18 protein-coding genes are annotated in these 22,859 nt (G+C 39.7%); 4 read left to right on the plus strand and 14 right to left on the minus strand.

The genetic code is table 11. The annotated features are described in order from the left end of the window. Positions 1-6: 6 nt before the first annotated feature. From ACQKKO_RS05065 to yeiL, 9 genes are all read right to left on the minus strand, one after another. Positions 7-1,941, minus strand: coding sequence for a beta-glucoside-specific PTS transporter subunit IIABC (locus tag ACQKKO_RS05065; protein WP_498644942.1), 1,935 nt, complete (start codon positions 1,939-1,941; stop codon positions 7-9). Positions 1,942-2,070: 129 nt separating this feature from the next. After that, the gene (gene licT / locus ACQKKO_RS05070; RefSeq protein WP_498644944.1) at positions 2,071-2,934 is read right to left on the minus strand and encodes a BglG family transcription antiterminator LicT; all 864 of its coding nucleotides are present in this window, start codon (positions 2,932-2,934) and stop codon (positions 2,071-2,073) included. A 213-nt stretch (positions 2,935-3,147) separates the two neighbouring features. After that, positions 3,148-3,906, minus strand: a complete 759-nt coding sequence (locus ACQKKO_RS05075; RefSeq protein WP_498644946.1) for a response regulator transcription factor — start codon at positions 3,904-3,906, stop codon at positions 3,148-3,150. Continuing rightward, complete coding sequence (locus ACQKKO_RS05080) at positions 3,900-5,576, minus strand: sensor histidine kinase (protein ID WP_498644948.1); 1,677 nt, start codon at positions 5,574-5,576, stop codon at positions 3,900-3,902. Before ACQKKO_RS05080 ends, ACQKKO_RS05075 begins: the two co-directional genes overlap by 7 nt. A 68-nt stretch (positions 5,577-5,644) precedes the next feature. Next, the gene (locus tag ACQKKO_RS05085) at positions 5,645-7,300 is read right to left on the minus strand and encodes an ABC transporter permease (protein ID WP_498644950.1); all 1,656 of its coding nucleotides are present in this window, start codon (positions 7,298-7,300) and stop codon (positions 5,645-5,647) included. Between the two features lies 1 nt (position 7,301). Next, positions 7,302-8,396 (minus strand): ABC transporter ATP-binding protein, encoded by a 1,095-nt coding sequence (locus ACQKKO_RS05090; protein WP_498644952.1) that lies wholly within the window; start codon positions 8,394-8,396, stop codon positions 7,302-7,304. A 67-nt stretch (positions 8,397-8,463) separates the two neighbouring features. Continuing rightward, positions 8,464-9,489: an extracellular solute-binding protein gene (locus ACQKKO_RS05095; RefSeq protein ID WP_498644954.1), complete on the minus strand. Its 1,026-nt coding sequence runs from the start codon at positions 9,487-9,489 to the stop codon at positions 8,464-8,466. A gap of 147 nt (positions 9,490-9,636) precedes the next feature. After that, the gene (locus ACQKKO_RS05100; RefSeq protein WP_498644956.1) at positions 9,637-11,157 is read right to left on the minus strand and encodes a malate:quinone oxidoreductase; all 1,521 of its coding nucleotides are present in this window, start codon (positions 11,155-11,157) and stop codon (positions 9,637-9,639) included. A 243-nt stretch (positions 11,158-11,400) separates the two neighbouring features. Continuing rightward, positions 11,401-12,066 carry a transcriptional regulator YeiL gene (gene yeiL / locus ACQKKO_RS05105; protein ID WP_498644958.1) on the minus strand — a complete coding sequence of 222 codons (666 nt, stop codon included), beginning with the start codon at positions 12,064-12,066 and terminating at the stop codon, positions 11,401-11,403. A gap of 79 nt (positions 12,067-12,145) precedes the next feature. On the opposite strand from yeiL, the gene ACQKKO_RS05110 reads away from it, so the two are divergent. Continuing rightward, positions 12,146-13,297 carry an MFS transporter gene (locus ACQKKO_RS05110; RefSeq protein ID WP_498644960.1) on the plus strand — a complete coding sequence of 384 codons (1,152 nt, stop codon included), beginning with the start codon at positions 12,146-12,148 and terminating at the stop codon, positions 13,295-13,297. Between the two features lie 28 nt (positions 13,298-13,325). Here ACQKKO_RS05110 and ACQKKO_RS05115 read toward each other — a convergent pair whose 3' ends face one another. From ACQKKO_RS05115 to ACQKKO_RS05130, 4 genes are all read right to left on the minus strand, one after another. Further along, positions 13,326-14,585 carry a hypothetical protein gene (locus ACQKKO_RS05115; protein ID WP_498644962.1) on the minus strand — a complete coding sequence of 420 codons (1,260 nt, stop codon included), beginning with the start codon at positions 14,583-14,585 and terminating at the stop codon, positions 13,326-13,328. An 80-nt stretch (positions 14,586-14,665) separates the two neighbouring features. Continuing rightward, complete coding sequence (rhaM, locus tag ACQKKO_RS05120) at positions 14,666-14,980, minus strand: L-rhamnose mutarotase (RefSeq protein WP_498644964.1); 315 nt, start codon at positions 14,978-14,980, stop codon at positions 14,666-14,668. 157 nt (positions 14,981-15,137) lie between these two features. Then, positions 15,138-15,815 carry an AIM24 family protein gene (locus tag ACQKKO_RS05125; RefSeq protein ID WP_498644966.1) on the minus strand — a complete coding sequence of 226 codons (678 nt, stop codon included), beginning with the start codon at positions 15,813-15,815 and terminating at the stop codon, positions 15,138-15,140. A gap of 16 nt (positions 15,816-15,831) precedes the next feature. Beyond that, the gene (locus ACQKKO_RS05130) at positions 15,832-16,707 is read right to left on the minus strand and encodes a hypothetical protein (protein WP_498644968.1); all 876 of its coding nucleotides are present in this window, start codon (positions 16,705-16,707) and stop codon (positions 15,832-15,834) included. Positions 16,708-16,882: 175 nt separating this feature from the next. Between ACQKKO_RS05130 and ACQKKO_RS05135 the strand changes: the two genes are divergently transcribed. The 3 genes from ACQKKO_RS05135 to ACQKKO_RS05145 all read left to right on the plus strand — a co-directional run bounded on the left by ACQKKO_RS05135 (position 16,883) and on the right by ACQKKO_RS05145 (position 21,881). Then, positions 16,883-17,659 (plus strand): SDR family oxidoreductase, encoded by a 777-nt coding sequence (locus ACQKKO_RS05135; protein ID WP_498644970.1) that lies wholly within the window; start codon positions 16,883-16,885, stop codon positions 17,657-17,659. Positions 17,660-17,840: 181 nt separating this feature from the next. Further along, complete coding sequence (locus ACQKKO_RS05140) at positions 17,841-20,204, plus strand: sensor domain-containing phosphodiesterase (protein WP_498644972.1); 2,364 nt, start codon at positions 17,841-17,843, stop codon at positions 20,202-20,204. 42 nt (positions 20,205-20,246) lie between these two features. Continuing rightward, positions 20,247-21,881 (plus strand): thiamine pyrophosphate-binding protein, encoded by a 1,635-nt coding sequence (locus tag ACQKKO_RS05145; protein WP_498644974.1) that lies wholly within the window; start codon positions 20,247-20,249, stop codon positions 21,879-21,881. Between the two features lie 397 nt (positions 21,882-22,278). Here the strand turns inward: ACQKKO_RS05145 and ACQKKO_RS05150 are convergent, their stop codons facing one another. After that, positions 22,279-22,821 carry a hypothetical protein gene (locus ACQKKO_RS05150; RefSeq protein ID WP_498644976.1) on the minus strand — a complete coding sequence of 181 codons (543 nt, stop codon included), beginning with the start codon at positions 22,819-22,821 and terminating at the stop codon, positions 22,279-22,281. Positions 22,822-22,859 lie beyond the last annotated feature (38 nt).

Below are 22,859 nucleotides of genomic sequence, written 5' to 3' on the forward strand. Positions count from 1 at the left end.
CCTTTATTATTTTGCTTGATCTGCGATTAGTGTAAGGAAATCATCGCCCTTTTTAAGAGCATTGCTTTTCGTAGCTTGGATTTCCTTGTATTCTTTGTGGTTTGTGATGATGACTGGTGTATCTAATGAGAAGCCTTCTTTCTTAATCGCTTCAATATCAAACTCAACCAGCAGTTGACCTTTAACTACGCGGTCTCCTTGTTGAACAAACGTACGGAAATGTTCCCCTTGTAGTTGAACGGTATCCATTCCAATGTGAATTAAGACCTCAGCCCCGCTATCCGTTTTTAACCCGATTGCGTGTTTGGTTGGGAACAAAACGGAGATCACTCCTGATGCTGGAGCATAGACATTTCCTTCTACTGGAACGACTGCCACACCTTCACCTAACGCACCGGATGCAAAGGCTGCATCCTTCACCTGATCAAGTGGAACAATCTTTCCTGTTAAAGGACTTACAAAGATCTCATCCTTCTTAATCTCACTTGAAGCATTGGTTACTGTTGGTTTCACTTCTTCTTTCTTCTCCGGTTCAGCCGCTTTGTTCACGCCTCCGAATAGGTACGTTAGAACAAAAGCGATTACGAATGCAACAGGCATAGAAGCCATTGCCCCCCAGAAACCTACATTTAACCCTTCAGGCCCAATAAAGGAAGGAACTTGGAATATCCCTAATCCTCCGATCATATAACCTGCGCCACCACTAAAGCCAATGATTGCGCCTCCAATACCTGCCCCAACTAAGCTGAACAAGAATGGTTTTTTCAAAGGAAGGGTAATACCATAGATTGCAGGCTCAGTAACTCCAAAGATTCCTGATATAAATGCAGGGAAGCTAAGTGTTTTTAACTTTTCATTTTTCGTACGAATCCAAACAGCAAGCACGGCTCCAATCTGTGCAAACGATGCAGCAAAGATCATGGCTAATACAGGATCTGATCCAGTAGAAACAAGGTTGTTAAGCGCAATTGGAACAAGACCCCAATGCAATCCGAAAATAACAATAACTTGCCATAATCCACCAATAACTAGCCCGGCAATCGTTGGACTTAAGTCATAAACAAAGATCGTTGCTTGTCCTAAGAGCTGACTCGCCCAAGTAGCAATCGGTCCAATGATAATTAGAGTAAGCGGAATAACAATTAATAAAGTTGAAAAGGGAACTAAAAACATTTTTACAACGTCTGGTATGATTTTCTTAAAGAAACGTTCGACTCTTGAAGCAAAAAATGCTGCCAAGATAATTGGAATTACCGATTGAGCATAACTCATTAAGATAACTGGTATACCTAAAAAGGTCATGTAGATAGGTGACTCAAAAGGTGTTCCTGCAAAAAGTGTGTAGAGTGGATCTCCAGTCATAATTTCTCCGATAGAAGGATAAACAAGAGCAGCCCCAATAGCTAACCCAAGAAATGGATTTCCACCAAACTTCTTAATGGCTGTGTATCCTAAGAAGATTGGGAAGAAGTAGAATAAACAATCACCTATAAGATCTAGCATCAAGTAGGTACCGTCTGTATCTTTAAGCACACCTGTTGATAGGAATAATGCATTAAATCCTTTAATCATCCCTGTTGCTGCAAGTACACCTAGAATTGGCGTAAAAATACTAGCGATAATATCGATGAAGCGGTTAAAGAAACTACCTCCTTCTTGCTCGTCCTCTCCTTGATCCACTTGTGAAGCGTTTGCAAAACCGCCAATTGTGGTTACAGCTTTATAGACATCCGGTACATGATTCCCTATTACAACCTGATACTGACCACCACTCTTCATAACCGTGACAATACCATCCATATTCTTCAGTACTTCCGTTTGAGCTTTGCTCTCATCTTTTAACTTAAAGCGTAACCGAGTGATACAATGTACAACGCTATTTACATTTTCTTTTCCGCCAACTTTTTCAATAATTTCGTTGGCTAATTGTTCATATTTCATAGTAAATACCCTCCCAATTAACGTTTTGAGTATAAAAAAACCCGAACCAGCACGCAGTGTACGAGACACTGCTAAGCCAGATCAGGTTATGCCCACTTAAGGTAACACCCTAATAAAGAATAATTAAATTTATGAATCCATTGTTTGATCCGTTTGACGTTTGGTTACACGATGAATATGAAGAATCAAATACGTTTCTTCATCTTTTGAAATGTCCCAATTCAAACTCTTGTTAAGATAGGCTTTTATTTTTTGTGTACAGACAAAAGCTTCTGGATATTTTATCTTGATTTGATCATATAAGAAGTAATCTTCATCACTTGTGTACTGCTCTTCCATTCGTGAATAACGAACGGCAAAGAAACGAAGATGTGTAATAAATCGCTCGTAATTAATGGAACTCTCATCTAATTCCATTTCGTAATGATACTTCACAATGTTTAATACATCGTTAACAAGTTCCGTTACTTGAACAGCCATCTCTAAGTTTCCACCTGACATCGCGCTGTTCACTAGATGTAGCGCAATAGATGCTGCTTCATCTTCGGGAAAATCGACTCCTGTATCTCGTTTAATGATCTTAAGCGCTTTAAGTGCTACTTGATATTCAGACTTATAATACTTACGGATTTCCCACAAAAGCGGGTTTTTTAATTGAATGTTCTCTTTATGTCTCCTGATTGCAAAGCTAATATGATCGGTTAAGGCGACATAGAGATAATCGTCTAATGTATAGGATAACTGTGACCTCGCATGATCCAGGATCTTGGCCGCTATCGCAAGGTATAGCTCCGATGTTTCCCCTAAAAGCGTAGCAAGCTTATCAGAGACCCCGTCCTTTTCAAGGATAAACGTTTTCTCAACCTTTGTTGAATCAATGATGTCACCTGTTTTTTTCTGGAATGCTAAACCTCTACCCATGACGACTTGCTCTTGTCCACAATCATTAAATGCGATAACTACATTATGATTTAATACCTTCTCGATTTTCACCTGCTTCACCTCGTTCGACTTACCCATTCATTTAAAAAGAGAGCGCGATTGTTCAAAAAAAACCTAACACTAATACGTACGGATCCCATGGTGAGCCCCACATAAAAGAAGTTAGGTTTTGCCTGCCGAACAGTAACAATCCAAGTTATTGTTTTGTAATCGCTTACCTATTTTTATCATAGGACATATTGCCTGTCAAGATATTTATTTTTTCTACATAGATTCTCGAAGAAACTGTTTTGGAGACATGCCTACATACTTCTTAAAGACCTGACTAAAATACTTGTAATCCTTAAAACCTGTGGTTTCTGCCACTTCATATACAAGCATATGTTCATTTTGTAGCTTATCCAATGCCTTAGTAATACGATATCTCGTTAAAAATTCATTAAAGCTATAGCCTGTTAGCTCTTTAAGCTTTGTATTAATACTTACAGTTGAAAGTCCGATTTCCTCACTCAACATAGATAAAGTGATTTTTTGATCATAATATCCTTTAATAAAGTGAACTGCCTCTACAGCATAGGTAGATGCACCTTCTAATTCCATATTAATAGACAATAACTCCTCTATCATCATAGATTGTTTCTTCACTTTTTTTTCTTGAACATCGTTTGATAATTGCTTTAACGAGGCAGCTAGCTCGTCTAGATCAATCGGCTTTAATAGATAATCTCGAACACCTAAACTGATTGCTTGTTGCGCGTAGGCAAACTCTCCATAACCGGATAAAATGATTGCCTCATATTGATACGTTGATTTGGTCTCTTTCAGCATGCTAAGTCCATCTTTAAATGGCATACGAATATCAGTAATAACGATGTCTGGTGTGACTTCTTTAATTAATTCACAGCCCTCCTCACCATCTTCAGCCGTCCCTGCAACGACACAGCCACTGTTTAACCAATCCATTCGATAAAGTAATCCTTTAAGAATCATCGGTTCATCCTCGACTAAAACGACTTTTAACATATCGCCTCACCCCTTAATGGAATTCTTAAAGTAATAACGGTTCCTTCTTTGCGTTTTGTAGCTATCTCTAGACCATATTCTTTCCCGTATAGTAGTTGAATGAGTTGATGGGTATTTTTTAGTCCAGTGTGCTCCGTTTCTTTAACCTCTTCTGAAAGGATCTTGTAAATAGTTGAAAGATCATCTACTTCAATACCACAACCATTGTCTCTCACTTGAATAAGTAAGTGTGCGCCATCTAGGACACTCGTGATCAGTTCAACATGCAAATGCTTTGTAAGATTAATATTATGTTTAATTGCATTCTCAATGAGTGGTTGAATCATTAGCTTTGGTATTTGGGCGTGGTAGACAGAAGGATCAACCTTTGTCAGATAGGTTAACCTTCCCCCGTAACGCATTTTCTGCAAAGAAAAGTAGTCTTCAAGATAGGTTAAATCTTTTTCTAAGGGAACCATCGTATCCCCAAAATTAATGTTGTATCGCATGAGCTTTGCGGTTTTTACGATCATCTTAGCCGCATTTTCTGGATCGGATAATATTTCATACTTAATCATTTCTAGTACGTTAAATAGAAAGTGTGGATTAAATTTTGCTTCAAGATGTTTCATTTCACTTAATTTTGTTTTCTCCATAATCTTTTGATTCTGATCCACCAATGAGTTGATTTCATGCACTCTGCTTATATATTCCTCATAGATCGTCTGAACTTCATCATACATATGCTCAATCTGAAAACGAGGATTGTGATTCTTGTTCGAGATGATTGTGACCAATGCATCAAAAGGCTTTAGTGACTTTGTTAAAATTTTTGGTGTCACAATCCAAATCACTAAAATCATGACTAAACTTGATACAATCATTGTTAACAACCCATATATTAATAATAGCCGATATGCATTTATGGGAGTCAGTGTGACAACCTGAATTTGATTTTCTGAAATGGTTGAACGCGTTTTATAAAAATAATCTGTAGCTGATTGTATATAATGTCCTTGCTCTAGCTCTAATTTTCCAAGAGCAGTGAATGGGAAGGAGTGACTATGGAAGATGACATTATCATATGGATCCGTGATAAATAAAAGATGATTATTTGTAGACGGAAGCTGGTTGCCGAGAAGGAAGAATAAGTAGCCAGCTGGTTGATAAAATTCATCCGCAACAACCCCTGCAAATACATAGGCAGCATCATTATCTATATCCTTCATTTGTTTTGTTAAGCGTTCCTCGATCATACCTTCCTGCTGTGCCTTGTCCACAAACTCTTTTAGAAAGGCACTCTGATTCAGCTCTTCATGAGTCTCTTCATAGTAGCTCGTTGCAACAATTTCTTTGTCTGCATCTAGTAAAACGAAGTTAGCAAACATTTGCTGATTATTCCTAAAGTCATACAGAATTTGATTGGCATCGCTACTCCCAGTTTTCTTTGTCAGAAAGCTTCTAATTGTATCATCCTGAACAAATTGTGCGATACCCTCTCGATACTCATTAAAACCAAACTCAATTTCCGCAGCTATTTGCTGATTCACTTCTTGATTTGGCTTCACAATTGACGCTTTAAAGATGAGGTATAGCGATAATAGATAAATAACAAGAATAATAGCAACAATTATGATTGCGTATTTAATAAAAGAACGAATGATTTCATCTTTCATTTTTTTTCGTTTCATAGAAGCCAACTCCACTTAAACGGCTTGTGTAAAAATAGGGCCACCTTGCTAAAAGGTAGCCCTATGGTTTATAGATTCATTTCTTTTTTACCTGATAGCTTAAAGAATAAGAGTAATGACAAGATAGAGGTAATGGTAAGAATAGCCGAATAAGCGGATGCATTACCAAAGTTCCCTCTAATAACCTCTGAATAGATTGAAACAGCTAGTGTTTGTGTATTACTTGAATACAAAATAATGGAAGCACTTAATTCACCTAATATGGTAATCCAACTCATAATCGCACCTGCCAACACTCCAGGCATCATCATCGGTACAATTACTTTAAAGAAGGTTCTTTTCTCAGATGCTCCTAAGCTTACAGCCGCCTCCTCCATACTAGGGCTAATTTGGCTAATAATTGCTGTACTTGAGCGAATGGTATAAGGCATACGTCGAATGACAAATGCTACAATCATAATAAGCGCCGTACCCGTTAAGAAAAAGGGACCATCATTAAAGGCAAAGACTAGTGCAATCCCAAGCACTGAACCAGGGATAACAAATGGCAGCATCGAGATCGTGTCTAACATGGATGTAATGAGGTTTCGCTTTCGTACAGTCAAATAGGCGATTAAAATACCTACAATTACAATGATCACGATCGCAAAAAAACCTAATGTATACGTGTTCAAAATCATCGAGAGGTCACGATTAAATAAAATCGTTTCATAGTTTTGCAGTGAGAACTTACCCGTATACACTTGACCACCTGTTGTCTCTAGAAACGATGTGTAGACAACAACAAGCTGCGGAAGTATGGAGAGGAGAGCAATGACATAGACAACACCGTGACTAAGTACATTCTTCAGTCCATAACTACGTTTTATCTCCATCGGTTTAAGAGCTGACATAGAATATGAGTATTGTCTAGCAATGATACGTTGAATCATAAACAACGCGATAGTCACGATAATAAAGATCGCTGCTATAGCTGCTGCAAACCCTGCGTCTCCACCAACCTCACTCATAAATTGAGTATATATTAAAACGGGGATTGTACGATACCCTTCTCCGATTAACATAGGTGTACCAAAATCTGCTATAACTCTCATAAATACAAGTAATGAACTAGCTAAGATGGTAGGTGTAATTAGTGGCACAACGATTCTCATCACACGTTGGATACCAGAGTAACCAAGACTTTCTGCCGCTTCAATCAGAGAGTTGTCTAAATTTTTAAGTGCTCCCGATATATAAATGAAAATTAAAGGGAATGATTGTAAGGTTAAAACAAGTACAATTCCAGCAAACCCATAAATTCCATCATAGTTCATATCAAACGTGTTATTTAGAAATTTTGTTATGACCCCACCTCTACCAAGCAATTGAATCCAGGCATAAGCTCCGATAAATGGCGGTGAGATATACGAAACAACAACAAGGATTTGAATCGTTTTACTCCCAAATATTTTTACTCGTCTTAGAATATAGGCCAGCGGTAAACCAATTATGACAGCAAGTATCGTACTAACAACCGTTACCTTAATACTGTTCCACAGAGTGACCCAATAAAATTTCCGCTCAAAAAAGTGAGCGAAGTGCTGAAGAGAAAATGTCCCTGAACCCGAATCGTATACACTTTTATTCAATACTAGAATGACAGGGAATAAAATAAAAAGTGCAAAGAATAGCATAATAAAAAGTGTAATGAGGCTCCATCCGTTAAGGCTTTTACGAAGCATGTTACTCACCTGCCTTAATCAATGTCATCTCGCTCACTTCATCAAATAGATTGATCAGCTTCGGTTTTACCTTTATGTTGACAGGTGTTCCCTCGGGAATAAGAGCATGATCCTCGATATTTTGAACAACCTCAACCGTTTCTCCTGTTTTTAAGGTAACAAAATAGTGCGTATTAATTCCCAAGAATATCGTTTTATCCACTACCCCAGCAAGTGCGTTCGTATCAGAGGTCACAATAAATTCCTGTGGTCGAACGGATGCTAGTACACGATGTCCATCAACTACAGTATCACTCAGGTTCTCCATTTTTTCACGATAGCCGTCATTAAATACCACAAAGCAACCATCTTGATTCTTCTCGATGACACCTTTGATTACATTGGACGTTCCAATAAATTGCGAGACAAAGAGATTATTTGGTCTAAGGTAGATGTCCTCTGGTTTGCCAATCTGTTGGATCACACCTTTATTCATGACTGCAATTCGGTCTGAAATCGCCAACGCCTCTTCTTGATCATGAGTTACATAAACCGTTGTAATTCCAACCTTTTGTTGAATTTCCTTTATCGCATTACGCATCTCTACTCGTAGCTTTGCATCTAGATTTGATAATGGTTCATCCATTAACAAAACGTTAGGATTAATAACAAGCGCTCTAGCTAGCGCAACTCGTTGCTGCTGACCTCCAGAAAGCTTTTCAGGTTTCTTTGCATGATGATCTTCAATTCGTACAACCTTCATCATTTCATTAATACGACTTTGCATGTCTTTTTTATTTCCATTTTGTGCTTTTAATCCAAATGCAATATTCTCAGATACCGTCATATGAGGAAAGATTGCATAGTTCTGAAAAACCATCCCCATTTTTCTTTTATTCACTGGTATGGAGTTAACAACTTGCTCGTCGATCTTTATGGTTCCACCCTCAATGGAATTAAAGCCAATGATCATTCGAAGCAACGTCGTTTTTCCACATCCAGATGGGCCAAGTAAGGTAAATAGCTCTCCTGGTTTAATCGTTAAGGATAGACCATTAATTACCGTGTGATCCTCGTACTTTTTCACGACTTTATCAACATGTATCGCTACGCTCATCAATCTTCTCTCCCTTCAAACTCTGTTTAAGACATGCAGAGCTCGTAGACTCTACATGTCTCTCTAATCAATTCATTGATTGTTCTAAAACATCAACATAACGTGCTGTGATTTCATCTGTGTGTTCAATAATGTAATCCTCATCGTAGTCTTCAAAAAGTGAGATTTCGTCCTGTGGAGTCATATAGTCTGCCACTTCTATATTGTCGCGCAGGGGACGAACCGTAAGCTCCATCCCTGTCCGGCTTTGTACTTCCTCTGATAAGACGTAATCAATGAATTTCTGGGCTCCCTCTAGATTGTCAGTCCCTTTAATAATTTGAACGGACTGCCCTGGATAAACCACACCTTCTGATGGAAAGACAACATCCACTGCTGCTCCACTTTGCATATAATGAATAACTGGATCTTCCCAAGTCAGACCTACAACATACTCTCCATCTGCCACGCCTTTATGCACCTGCCCAGAGCTCCCCTGCACCTTTCCATCGAGGTTAGCCATGAACTGTTCTACAAAATCCCAAGCTTCATCTGCCATGGGGTCACCGTCACCAGCTGCATAGAGCATGGCAACAAGTGATTGAAACGCAGAGCTTGAATTCACCGGGTCACCAAAGGCAATGCGACCTTTTAATTCAGGGTTTAATAAGTCTTGAAAGCTATCAATTTGAATGTCTCCCACTAGATCTGTATTAACGATAAATACAGTTGGATCAGAGAAGGCAGGAGAAAAGAAGCCAGTCGTATTTTTAAAGCCTTCCATCATAAATTCATCTTCGGGTGACACATACTCCTCGAATAAATCTGTTTTATCGTGCAGCATAGTCACATCGGCTGCCCAAAGGATATCTCCCTGAGGATTATTTCGTTCTGACTCAACCCGTGTAACCACTTCCCCTGTTCCAGCTGAAATCGTTTGAACCTTTATCCCTGTTTCTTTCTCAAAATTCGGGATCACGGCTTCGTTTAAGTTTTCACTTCGTGTGGTATAAATGACAAGCTCACCTTCACCAGAACCTGAACTAGAATTTCCACAACCAGCCATGATGGCCACCGCTCCTGCAGTTAGAACTGTTAATTTAAGCGCTTTCATAAATTCCCCTCCTTTTTGTAGCTAGCTCTATCGTATAGTAGCTTCTGCATTGTCGTAATCCTAAAATTGATAAAATATATCCAATATCTGAAAAGCCAATAAAAAAAGCTGATTGAGTCCTCCTCAATCAGCTCATGCTTTATAAAATTACGCTTGCTTTAAAAAATGAGTACCACTCGTCTTAGTCGGATCGTTTAATTCCAGTACTTCAGCTGTCGTTGCATGCACATGATCAAGAAGCTCTTGATTGTTCATTAACAATTGCCCATAGGATGGAACCATTTCCTTGATCTTCCCTTCCCACTCTTTCATATGAGCAGGGAAACAGCGCTTAATCACATCGAGCATGACATGAACAGCTGTTGATGCGCCTGGGGAAGCCCCAAGTAGTGCAGCAATTGAACCATCCTCTGCACTAATCACCTCTGTTCCAAATTGAAGTGTCCCTTTTCCGCCTGCTTCTGTATCCTTGATAACCTGAACACGTTGGCCGGCAATGACAAGATCCCAATCCTCTGACTTGGCATTCGGAATAAAATCACGCAAGTCCTTCATTCGCTGCTCTTTAGAAAGCATAACCTGCTGAATTAAATACTTTGTTAAAGACATGTTCTTTGCACCCGCTGCAAGCATTGTCACTAAGTTATCCGCTTTCACAGATGTGAAGAGGTCCAACACAGATCCATGCTTTAAGAACTTCGGCGAGAATCCAGCAAATGGTCCAAACAAAAGCATCTTTTGGTTATTAATAAAACGTGTATCAAGATGCGGTACAGACATAGGTGGTGCTCCAACCTTCGCCTTGCCGTACACCTTCGCATGATGCTGATTCACTACTTCAGGATTGTTACAGGCCATGAAGATTCCACTTACCGGAAAGCCACCAATGTGTTTACCTTCTGGAATACCTGTCTTTTGAAGGAGGTGAAGACTGCCTCCCCCACCACCAATAAAGACAAACTTAGCTGTGTGTGTAGTCGTTGTACCGCTTTCAAGATTACGTACTTTTACTTCCCATAACCCATCATTTGTGCGTGATAAATTGGTTACAGTATGTTGGTAATTCATATCGACACCTAAAGATTCTAGATGATCAAACATTTTGTGTGTTAAAGAGCCGAAGTTTACATCTGTACCCGTATCAATTTTTGTTGCTGCAATGTGATCCTCTTGAAGACGACCTTCCATCATAAGTGGGATCCATTCCATCAATTTCTCTGGATTTTCTGTAAATTCCATCCCTTTAAAGAGAGGGTTTTCTGAAAGCGCTTTAAAACGTTTTTTAAGAAATTCAATATTAGCCTGGCCTTGTACCATACTCATATGAGGTAACGTTTTAATGAATTCCTGCGGATCTTGGATTCTGCTTTGGCTAACCAAATAAGACCAAAACTGCATAGAAACTTGAAACTGCTCATTAATGTTAATTGCCTTGCTAATATCCATCGTACCATCAGGCTTTTCTGCTGTGTAATTTAATTCACATAAGGCGGCATGCCCCGTCCCCGCATTATTCCATTCATTTGAACTTTCTTCTCCTGCGTTTGATAGCTTTTCAAAAACTGTCATCTTCCAGTTCGGTGCTAATTCTTTTAACAGAACGCCCAACGTTGAGCTCATAATGCCAGCACCAATCAATATAACGTCCGTACTTTGTGTGTTCGTCATATATTTTCAGTCCTTATACGTTAAGATTCGAAGAAAAATGTTGAAATTGTACTTTTCTTATTGTATCACCTTCAGGACCAATTTAAAATATCACACGCTTTTTTACATAAAATATTGTGGGAAATCTAGGTATATCGGTATAGCTTCTCATACATATCGTAGACTTTTTACTTACTATATGTATTTTCGTCCGCTCTTGTTAATCTTATAAATTAAATTTAGATGCCTTTGTTATTAGTCGTTTTAACTCAGGCCATCAGCAAGTTTTTGCAATGACTCTTTATTCTGAATGTGATATGCCTTGCCTTCTTTACTCAAATACCTCTTTTCACAGAATAAATGCAGCACATGCAATAAGTGTCTGTACGAAACGCCAAGATAATCACACACCGTTACGTGCTTCTCTCGATAAATTCCTTGATCAGCCAGTTCTAAAATAAAGTGAGCAAGACGATTTTCAAGGGGAAAGGCATGACTTTGAGAAGACTTCGTCGACATAAACGTTGCCTTCTTACTTAAAAAGATTGCAAGCCCCCGAAGAAATACTACATCTTCTAATAGTTTTGTCCTACACGTATTAAGTGGAATTGAATAACAAACTGTTTTTGCCGCAGCCTGTATACCTTTGGAGTAATAATTCTCATGAAGAAGCTCCATCTCCCCGATGTAATCGCCTGGATTCACAAAGTTAATGAGTGAAACCTTTCCGTTTTGGTGAGTTGTATAGATCTTTGCCTTTCCTTTTATCATATAAAATAGTGCATCAGGTTTTGCGCCCTCGCGAACAATCCATTCGTTTCGTTGAAATTCATGAACAGTCATGTATTCTAAGACCTGAAAAGAAAAGTGATGAGCAATGGGATGGTTTTTAAAGTATTGATTCATTTTTTCTAAGGGTACCTTATTCATCTTCCACCTCAAATATGAGAAACCTCCTATTTTTAAACGTCTTTAACATGATACCATGCATAAGAATGGAGGATGCATCATGAATACACATCGCTGGATGAGCACGCAATTTTTTAGTTTCTTTGTTACCTGGGGAATTTTCCTGCCTTTTTGGACAGGATGGTTGGTCTATTCAAAAAACCTCTCAATCACAGAGGCAAGCTTAATTATGAGTATGGGGTTGGTGGCACGTGGACTTTCTACGCTTTTTGCCTTTCCGTACTTGTCAGGCCGCTTCAGTAATAAGATTGTTCTTAAGGGAGCAGCTATTGGAACATTGGTTTCGGTTCTTTGCTATATTCCATCTTATACCTTTACTAGTCTGCTTCTCGTTACGATTTTCTTTCACTTTTTCTATCCACCACTCATGCCGATATTAGATACAGCTGCAAGTCGATTAGTGCAGCATAAACAATTGGAGCATTACGGCAAAACGCGTCAGTGGGGTTCTATTGGTTTTGTCACTGTGGGTATTGTTCTTTCCCTTTTTATTACAGCCTACAGCGAGGACGTTATTTATTATGCTTTCCTACTTGGGATTTCAGTTCTAGTATTGTTAGCCTTTCAAAAAGCACCACCCATTTTATCCGAAAAACCTGTTAAAAACCCAGCAATGACAGGTGGTTTCATGAAAATGTTTCATATGAAACATTTTTGGCTAGTGCTTCTCATTGTTGTTTTACTGCAAGCTGCTCATGCATCTTACTATAATTATGGGTACATCTATTTGCAGGATATCGGTGCACCAGATTATATGATTGGTGTGATTATCAACATTGCTGTCATGGCTGAGATCATTTTTTTCTCTACGGCAGATCGTGGATTTAAACGGTTCTCTATTGGATCTCTACTTGCACTGGCTGCACTCGGATCCTCACTTCGTTGGGTGTTGGTCTTTACTTTTCCAAGTGTCATCGTCTTTTCCTTTGCCCAAATTCTTCATGCATGCTCGTTTGCCATGGCTCACTACGCATTTATGCAATACTTGATTCGCTACATCCCGCAGCACCAAATTCCAAAGGTACAAGGTCTGTACTCAGCGCTTGCACTAAGTTGGAGCACTGCTGTCTTTACCTTATTTGGTGGGTATTTATACGAAATCAAGCCAGGTTATGCCTTTTTGGGTATGGTGGTTTCAACGATTCCAGCGTTACTACTGGCTTTAAGATATCGGATGGTTGAGGATAAGTGATAATAAGGAGGAAGGGGGTTCCCTTCCTCTAAATCTCTTTCTCGTCTAACACGGTTCCGCTATCGGCGAGAACTGCTTTTTGGCAGTCCAATTTACCACAGAGTACAAAGTGATCTTCTTCCTCGTCGTAGACATAGTAAGATTCAAGAGTCATGTGCTCCCATAGTTCATGGACGGCTTCTTCTTTATGAACCTTTAGATCACCAGGTTTCTTAAACGATTTATACATCGTGGCAAAGTCACTCGTATCCAAGATGTTCAATACTTCATAGCTTTTGGGATCAATCATAAAAACAAGCTTGGTTTGAAATCCCCTCGCCCCATTTTCAACTGGACGAACAACTGCTTGAAGAAGCCCCCATTCCCGAAACAAGAATGAAAGCATCCATTTCCCACTATCATTCGGGTAAAAGGAAGAAACATACTCTGCAACAACTTCCATTACTCTCAATTGACTACTCTTTGTGATTGGTTGAGCGTCTAAGCTTTCTTCGTTTTCAAGTGCCGTTTTAATCGATACTTCACGGCTCATTGAGAATTCTGTTCTTACCGTCTTACGTTCTCCTGCCTTCATCCATATCAACGGCTTGTTCAATTGAATATAAGGACGTTCAAGGAGAGAATAAGGGTATGTTTTCTTTAAATCGTGTCGTACAAACAACTCCTCTATCATATAAACCTCATTTATGACTTCTTGATCAAAGTCTGGAATGGCATACCGATCCACCTGCCGTTCAAATAGATCATAAACATCCTCTACTTGTAAAAGATCCATTCCTTTCTTAGTCATTCCTTGATCGACAAAAATACCTTGCTTCGAAAAGAAGGTCAACTGATTCTGCTCATTCCACTCTACCTGAATCAATCCACCTGGATAGGTTGAAATCCCATCAATACAGCTTTTAAACGTATAACTTTGCTCTTCTTTTCGTTCGTGCATAAATGACTTTTGATAAATCAGTCCAGTCTCTCCTTCAACCCATTTAATAATCTCAGTTTGATTTGAAAAGGAGTAAGAGTGATCCGAAAAGGTAATACCTCCTATGAAGTTCACTCGAGTAAATGTCTGTTCATGAATATCCAGCTCAATCGTCGCTGCCCCTTCAGGATACACGTCGTCTTCTGTTACACCATCTACACTTTTTGGCAGCCATTCTGTACATAACACATACTTTGTTTCATATATCGCGTTCACTTCCTGCAAAACGGTATGTTTGTGCAAGGTGTAGTTCGTTAACCCCCATCTACGCTCTATAAAGCCAATAAAATACTCAACTCTTGAATTCATTCTCCCACCTTCGCATTCTCTTTTCTTTACTATAATAAAAAATCCGCCTATTTAGATAGACAGATTGAATATAAAAGATATCAAGCTAAATAAAACACTTCGTTCAACTCTCTAGCTACCGGACTATGATCCTCATTCGTTTCCATTAATGGTTCCATATAAGACCACCACTTCTTGCAGATGTCTGTTTCTGATACACGGTCGTAGATGGCCTCATCCTCAACATGAAGGTAGGCAAATAATTGTCCGGTTTCCTCTAATAAAAAGATTGAATACTCACTGACTCCATGTTCTTTAAGCATGATTTCCATCTCTGGCCACAATTCATCATGGCGTTTCTTGTATTCTGCGTATTGGTCTTTATACACCTTCATGACACTTGCTTTGCGTACCATTTTAACCACTCCTTCTTTCCTTTTTATTATTGTAATCGTTTTCACAAATGAATACTATGACCGAATTCGCGGGAGTCACTGTCCTTATTTGTATTCATTCGTTTTCGTTTACCATTACCAAAAAGAAACGACTACATAGGAGCCGTTTCTCAAAATTTTATTCCACTTCAAATCCCGGTTGTACAATAACAAATCCACTTCCAGTAAACTTCATTTGGATTGACTCGCCACTGCCTTTCCCAAGGAATGTCCGGTAACTAATGTCTGTGTGAAATTCTGGTTTAAGATCTCCTGACCAGGCGACTGTTGCGGTCGGGTCTGTGTATACAGGCTGCTCTGGTGTTACTTCTAATGTAAGTGGTTCAAAATAAGTGGTGATCGCTACCTTGCCGTGGCCATTTAATGTCACATTAAACAATCCACCAGACATTAATCCAGCCATCTTCCGCATCATTTCAATATCCCATTCAACGGTCGGTTCAAATGCAAGCAAGTCATTTCCGTTTACCGTAATTTGTTGGTTACCAAGTTCAAGTATGGTAATCCTCTTACCTTGATCGGCGAGGAATAGTCTGCCTTCACCAGTAGCCTTCATGAGCTCCTGCCCTTCAGTGGTAAATGACTTCTTAAATGCACGTCCTAAACCGTGTTCTAGAATTCTTTCACGTTCAAATGTAATCTCGCCTTGATAACTAATCATTGACCCCATTTTCGACCAAATCTCTCCACTGAGATCTATTTCTAAAATTCGTTCAGACTGTAGAGCAAATGAATCCGTGGAGGTTTTCTGCTGCTTGGTTTTGTTTAAAAATTCGTCTACAGAATACGTTGTCATCTATTATAGACCACCTTTAGTTATCCATATTTGAACCGAACGTGTCTTCAAGTTCTCCATCAACGACTTCTACATTATCTGGCGCTTGGAAAAGAGATTCATCAAAGTCAGGATTCACTTCATAATCAATGACTGCGCCCGAGCTACTCGTATCTCCAGCCGCATGCTCCGCGTCCTCTACCGCAATCTCACTTTCCATTTTAATTTCATAGAAGGTTTCTTGATCAAACCAATATTCGGTTACCTGTCCGTCACGATCTGCCTCGATATGATAGGTCGAGAAACCATTAACCTCTTCTTCTCCAACATACGTCAGCTCCGCATTCTCTAAAAGACCCTCGTATAAACTGGCCCAGTCTGAAAAATCTTCTTGCGTGGGATCGACACCTTGTTCATAGCGAATGGCTTCCTCGTCTCCTTCATCGTATGTAATCGTGAAAACAGGATCATCAAGGTCACTAAATTGATAAGTGGTCGGCATGTCATCAGAAAAAGCCTCGCCATCCTCTTCACCATCAATTGAAAAATCTAACTCCATGCGTGTATACAGCTCTCCATCTTGAATGAAGTTCCAGTGCGTTTCAGTAATAGCTGTTGAGACATCACCTTCAGGTACATTTTCCTGCTCTCCATCAAAATCTACACCAACTTCTCCTTCTGAGATCATATAAAGACTAGTTACTCCATCATAAAAAGCAATGGCTTCTTCCACAATCTCCTCTGCTGAAGGTGTATCCTCCGAATCTTTATCCGTCTCCGTTTCTTCATTCACCGCTTCTTCTGTGCCGGTTTCCTCTGTTTCATTTGCTGCTGCGGTCTGACTTTCTTCCTCACTACCACACGCTGCTAAGAAGACAGCGCCTGTTACCGTAAGTACAATGGCCTTTTTCATCTAGCATTCCTCCCCTTTTCTTCTCTCTACCCTCCTATTCACCAAGTTACTAGAAGCTAAACTTTAAATTGTATCTAGTTCCTTTATTTTCTTTTTACTATAGTTTGCTTACTTTTTTCTAAAAAAGGTTATAGAGCATTAGAACATCATTCTTACAAAAAAAGGAGTGAATTGAGTGAGCATCATTGAGAAATTTAAATTAACAGGTCAGAAAGCGTATGTAACTGGAGGAGCAAGAGGTATTGGAAAAAGTATCGCCACTGCCCTAGCGGAGGCTGGAGCAGACGTTGCGATTGTAGACCTTGATATGGAGGAAGCCAGAAAAACAGTCGCTTCAATCAAACAAGCAACAGGTACACATCCAATTGCAATAAAAACAGACGTAACCAATCCTGAGGATGTGGAACGAATGATTGCTGAGATGATAAATGAGTACGGGCGAATTGACATTGCCTTTAACAACGCAGGTATTTGTATCAATGCTCCTGCCGAGGAAATGACCTTCACGCAATGGAAAAAGGTCATAGATATTAACCTCACGGGTGTCTTCCTAACCTCTCAGGCTGTTGGTAAAATAATGCTTGAACAAGGAAAAGGAACGATCATTAATACAGCCTCAATGTCAGCTCATATCGTGAATGTACCCCAGCCACAAGCTTCGTATAACGCCTCTAAAGCAGGAGTCATACAATTAAGTAAGTCACTTGCAGTGGAATGGGCAAAAAAAGGCGTGCGAGTTAACACAATAAGTCCGGGCTATATCGGAACAGAACTGACACTCAACTCTCCCGACTTAAAACCACTCATAAATGAATGGGAAAGCGTCTCACCACTCGGCCGGATCGGAAAACCGGAGGAACTGCAAGCCATTGCTGTTTATCTAGCAAGCGATGCAAGTTCGTTTACAACAGGCTCGGATTTTGTGATAGATGGAGGATTTACGAGTATCTAACTTTTTGTTTTTATCTTGCATAGTCTAGTGGCTATGCTTTTTTTATAAACTTTCGACTAATTTCAACAATTTCACACTAAAATTACTAGGATTAAGGTAATATGAAATAAAGACTATAAAATACCCGTGCCATGAATGAATTACCGTGTGAAATCTATGATATTTGAATGGAGGCCTTTGAGTGAACGAAGAACAGACGAGATATTCTCGACTTGCTAATATTACAAAGTTAATTAATACAAAGCTTGAATTACGAGACATGCTGGAACAGGTTATCCAGGCTATATCCGAAGAAATTGTTCGTTGTGATTCTGTTGGCATTTACTTGCCTCAAAAAGACGGAACATTCAGGGGCTACGTTGGAAAACCCGAAACACTTAATGGGTGGACACTAGACATGCATGTCATTGATACAGAATACGATTTATTAGCGAAAGAAGTCATTGAAACAAGAAAGACTATCTACATTCCTGATACGTCTAAGGATCAGCGTCCCGATCCAAGAGCAGTGGAAGGGTTCTCCATTAAATCGTTGTTAGTGCTTCCGATCTCTTTTGAAGATGAACTGTTTGGCCTTGTCTTTTTATTTGATTACGGAATCGCTATGAACTTAACGGAGAAAGAGATTCAAACCGTTGAAGCCTACGTTAGTATGGCAGGTGTTGCCATCCTAAATGCCAACACACTTACTCACAAGGAGCAGCTTATCTTGGATAAACAAACGCTGCTTGATGTGACACGCGAACTATCCATGTGTTCCTCTCTACAGGAAAGCATAGATTTGTGCTTCTCTTATTTAGCAAAGGTTTTGGACAATCCTAATATTGGTGTTCACTTATTAGATCCCATTGCTGAAAAGAAAGTAAAACCTGCCAAGCTAAGTAAAGATAGTGATTGGACAGAGGAAAACTGGAAGAAGACGCATGAGAATACGAATTTTGATCAAAGTAATGACCTTGTTATGCAGGAAGTTTTTGCAACCAAAAAGCCAATTATTATTCCGGATGTTTATACAGATGGCAGACCAAATCTCGACTTGTGTCGCAACTTTGGAATTAAGGGATTAGCGATGTTTCCATTGATCTCAATGGGACGTATTTTAGGACAGATTTCCATCGTTAACCTAAAGAAGGAATCCATTTTATATACAGAGGCAGAGATCGAGCTCGCTCAATCCATTGTGGATGCAACCGCATCAACATTAGCTAATCTGATCTATATGGAAAAGCAAGAAATGATCATTGAAGAACGGACTTCAGAGGTGCGTTTCCATGCTTATTTTGACAGCTTAACGAATCTGCCTAATCGTGCGTTGCTCTCAGATCGGCTATCACAAGGATTAAAGTACGCAAAGATAAACAACGAGAAGGCTGCAATTCTTTCACTTGATTTGGATCGGTTTAAGCTTGTTAATGACACATTCGGTCACAGCTATGGTGATCAGTTATTAAAAGATGTAGCTAAACGATTAACCGAATGCGTGCCAAAAGGGGCCACGGTTTCAAGACAGGGTGGAGATGAATTCACTATTTTCCTACCAACTATTAAGAATGAAAATGATATAAGGAAAGAAATTAACTGCATTCAGGAAGCGTTTAGTACCCCCTTTCAAATTGAAGAGACAGAGATTTTTGTAAAAACAAGTATTGGTGTAAGCATATACCCGGCTAACGGAATTGCAGGAGAAGTTCTTATTAAACATGCCGATACAGCGATGTATAAGTCAAAGGCGATCCCAGGAAACAGTTATCACTTCTTCAGTGAACGAATGGATAAACGAACGGTTGATCACATTAAACTGGAAAATGATCTTTATAAGGTATTAGAGCAGAATGAATTATCGGTGTATTATCAACCACAAATTGATTATCGCTCCAATACAATTAAAGGGGTAGAAGCATTATTAAGGTGGAATCACCCCGTTAAAGGCATGATCCCTCCTGATACATTTATTCCGATTGCAGAAGAAACCGGTTTGATTGTTCCCATTGGTGAATGGGTGCTAAAACAAGCGTGCAAACAACTAAAAGAATGGCATGATTCTGGTGCACCACTCATTACGATGGCTGTAAACCTATCCGTTCAACAGTTTGAACACGATAAATTAGTAGAAACGGTTCAACATGTCCTTGAGGAAACAGGCGTCTTACCTGAATATCTTCATCTCGAATTAACGGAAAATGTAATCGTAAAGAATACAGAGTCTATTGTACACACAATGAAACAATTAAATGACTTAGGCATTAAGCTTGAGATTGATGATTTTGGGACAGGTTATTCATCATTGGGTTATTTAAAGAATTTGCCTATCTCTACGTTAAAAATTGATCGTTCCTTTGTTCAAGACATGCTTAAGGATAATGCAGCGATTACAAAAACAATTATTACTCTTGCTCATAACCTTAATTTGAATGTGATTGCAGAAGGTGTCGAAACAAAGGAACACGCTGACTTTTTACTTTCATTAAATTGCGAGCGAATGCAGGGATATTTTTTCAGTAAACCAGTACAATCGACCGACATTATGATAAAATATTTCCAGTAGTATCTGGTTATATAATCCAAAGGAGACAAGGAGATTGTCATAATGAAAGCTGCACGCTTGGTCTTAGAGTATTTGAAAGAGAATGGTGTGACACACATCTTTGGTATTCCAGCTGGTTCGGTAAACGCACTATTTGATGAACTGTATGACATGAAAGAGTTAACCCCTGTTGTGACAAAGCATGAGGGCGCCGCGACCTACATGGCCGCAGCCTATGCTAAATACTCAGGTCAGCTGAGTGTTGCTGTTGGTTGCAGTGGTCCTGGTGGAACAAATCTAGTAACTGGTGCCGCAAATGCAATGCGGGAGCACTTACCTGTTTTATTTATCACTGGCGCTGTGCCCGTTAACACCGTTGGCTTAAATGCATCTCAGGAATTAGATGCCGAGCCCATCTTCCGTCCCGTAACGAAGTATAGTGTAACCGTCAACGAAGCGGGAAATGTTTTAAGTGAGATTGCCAAAGCTTGTGAAATCGCTATCTCTGGCGTTCCTGGTCCTGTGCATGTTGCCCTTCCAATTGATGTGCAGCATGGAAGCGTAGACAATCTAACCGTTCCTACCCTTCCATCAAGAGAACAACTTGTTCCTGACCTACAAACGATCAAACACGTAGCGGACGAGCTCGTATCACGTGAAAAAGGAATCGTTTTTGTCGGCCAAGGGGTCAGAGGCGCTGTTGAACAATTAGTAGAACTTGCAGAGTTATTAGATTGGCCTATCCTTACAACACCACAAGCAAAAGGGTACATACCTGATACCCACCCTCTTCTGATTGGAGTCTACGGCTTTGCTGGACACGCGGCAGCATCTAACCTTATTGCCGAGGGAGATGCAAATGTATTACTTGTTGTCGGGTCAAGCCTTGGAGAGACAGCATCCAATAACTATAACGTGAAGCTAACTGAAAATCGTTTTATGATCCAATTGGATTTTGACGAAACGGTCTTTAACCGTAAGTACACAACCGACTTGCCCGTACACGGAGATATTAATCTAAGTCTTGCATTTTTAATAGAAGAATTGCGTAACAGAGGACTAACTCAAACTAGCTATGAGCATAAGCTTGTCGAGGAAGAGACAAATTTTGAAGACTACAATACGAAAAATGTCTTGCTGAGCCTACAGCAGCTTCTTCCGACTTCAACACGATATACGATTGATATCGGAGAGTTTATGGCATATGTGATCAACCACATGAGCGTTAAGGAACCGGATACCTTTGGCATAAACGTTCACTTTGGCGCAATGGGAACCGGCATTGGTTCGGCAATCGGTTCAAAGCTAGCAGAACCAGATCGTCCCGTTGTTTGTGTAACAGGTGATGGCTGCTTCTTTATGCACGGCATGGAAATTTTAACAGCAAAAGAATACAATCTCCCTATCCTCTTTGTTGTTATGAACAACGCCCGACTAGGGATGGTTTATCATGGACATGCATTGCAGTTCAAGCGCACCCATCCATCATTTGAACAACAACAAATTGATATTAGCGCAATGGCAGCTGGAATGGGGGTTCCAAGCTTCCGTGTGAACTCCATGAATGATTTGAACCAAGCAACGATCGATCATTTAACGAACGGCAATGGACCCGCTGTACTAGAAGTTGTCCTAATTGATCAGAACACCCCTCCAATGGGAGATCGAGTGAAGTTTTTGTCTTCGTTTGGAAAGTAAATATGAGAAGTGTGAGACTGCCGAGTATGATGGTAGTCTTTTTTTTGTGGGTAGGGTCATGCATGGTTATTAGGATGCTAGTTTTCTTTGTATTGAGCGGGCGTTCTTGCTGAAGTGGGGATTAGTCTTGCTAAGGCGGTTCTATCCTTCATTTAAGGTGATGGTCTTGCTTATCACCTCAAATCTCTTAGTAAGCACCTGGTCTTCCTTGCTAACGGAATTACTGACCTTGGTAACGGAACCCTGTTGTGGGTAAAACATAGAACCTTCTTAGTATTGAGGGTCATTTCTTAATTGTCCCCCCTGTGAGCTTACTAAAAATTGCGTTTCGCTTGGTAAGAGGAAGAGATTCCTGATAAAATCTGCTTCCTCCTTACTCATTCATGTATTCTTCTTACTAACGCTCTTCCATCCCCCGCACCGCCTGCATAATCGCTCCCATCGTCTGTCCTTTAAAGGAATCTGGCACAGCTTGTCCAGTTGGATTGATGTAGTAGTAGCCTCCGCTCTGTTCATCTGGATGATAGCCAAGCGATTGTAACGCATTTTTTAATACGCTCGGTAGTGAAGATGAGTTGGTTTTGTTTTTAAATCGTTTCGTTGGGTAAACTTTTACGTCAACATCACCAATGCCTGTCCTTACAACAAATAAATCTTGATCATCCTGAACGATCCACTGATTTTTGGAGTAAAGGGAAATGCATGATCCATCTAGAGCAGAGATGGCATCGAGATTGATTCCGTAGGTTTCATTAATAAATTGGCGAATCTCTTGTCCGGAGTGGTTTTCTTTTAAAAATTCGCTGAAGGTTTGGTCCTGCACGATTTTGTCACTTAGCTCCATTTCATATGAAGCTTGTACGACCTTTTGAATATCAGATGTTTGAAGAGGTGACTCGATCTGCTCTAAGTGCTTATCCATCTTTTCTACCTTTTTCATCTAGTGACCCCCGATTAAATGAATGTATGTATGAATCT

It is taken from the genome of Alkalihalobacillus sp. NPDC127517 (genome assembly GCF_050276055.1).
Classification (GTDB): Bacteria; Bacillota; Bacilli; order Bacillales; family Bacillaceae_D; genus Alkalicoccobacillus.

Bases quoted from the DNA above. Each gene is read 5' to 3' on its own strand.
- ACQKKO_RS05110 (WP_498644960.1), top strand. From the start codon at position 12,146: ATGAATACACATCGCTGGATGAGCACGCAATTTTTTAGTTTCTTTGTT.
- ACQKKO_RS05080 (WP_498644948.1), bottom strand. From the start codon at position 5,576: ATGAAACGAAAAAAAATGAAAGATGAAATCATTCGTTCTTTTATTAAA.
- ACQKKO_RS05075 (WP_498644946.1), bottom strand. From the start codon at position 3,906: ATGTTAAAAGTCGTTTTAGTCGAGGATGAACCGATGATTCTTAAAGGA.
- ACQKKO_RS05090 (WP_498644952.1), bottom strand. From the start codon at position 8,396: ATGAGCGTAGCGATACATGTTGATAAAGTCGTGAAAAAGTACGAGGAT.
- ACQKKO_RS05100 (WP_498644956.1), bottom strand. From the start codon at position 11,157: ATGACGAACACACAAAGTACGGACGTTATATTGATTGGTGCTGGCATT.
- ACQKKO_RS05095 (WP_498644954.1), bottom strand. From the start codon at position 9,489: ATGAAAGCGCTTAAATTAACAGTTCTAACTGCAGGAGCGGTGGCCATC.
- ACQKKO_RS05150 (WP_498644976.1), bottom strand. From the start codon at position 22,821: ATGAAAAAGGTAGAAAAGATGGATAAGCACTTAGAGCAGATCGAGTCA.
- rhaM (WP_498644964.1), bottom strand. From the start codon at position 14,980: ATGGTACGCAAAGCAAGTGTCATGAAGGTGTATAAAGACCAATACGCA.
- ACQKKO_RS05125 (WP_498644966.1), bottom strand. From the start codon at position 15,815: ATGACAACGTATTCTGTAGACGAATTTTTAAACAAAACCAAGCAGCAG.
- ACQKKO_RS05130 (WP_498644968.1), bottom strand. From the start codon at position 16,707: ATGAAAAAGGCCATTGTACTTACGGTAACAGGCGCTGTCTTCTTAGCA.
- yeiL (WP_498644958.1), bottom strand. From the start codon at position 12,066: ATGAATAAGGTACCCTTAGAAAAAATGAATCAATACTTTAAAAACCAT.
- ACQKKO_RS05085 (WP_498644950.1), bottom strand. From the start codon at position 7,300: ATGCTTCGTAAAAGCCTTAACGGATGGAGCCTCATTACACTTTTTATT.
- ACQKKO_RS05065 (WP_498644942.1), bottom strand. From the start codon at position 1,941: ATGAAATATGAACAATTAGCCAACGAAATTATTGAAAAAGTTGGCGGA.
- ACQKKO_RS05115 (WP_498644962.1), bottom strand. From the start codon at position 14,585: ATGAATTCAAGAGTTGAGTATTTTATTGGCTTTATAGAGCGTAGATGG.
- ACQKKO_RS05145 (WP_498644974.1), top strand. From the start codon at position 20,247: ATGAAAGCTGCACGCTTGGTCTTAGAGTATTTGAAAGAGAATGGTGTG.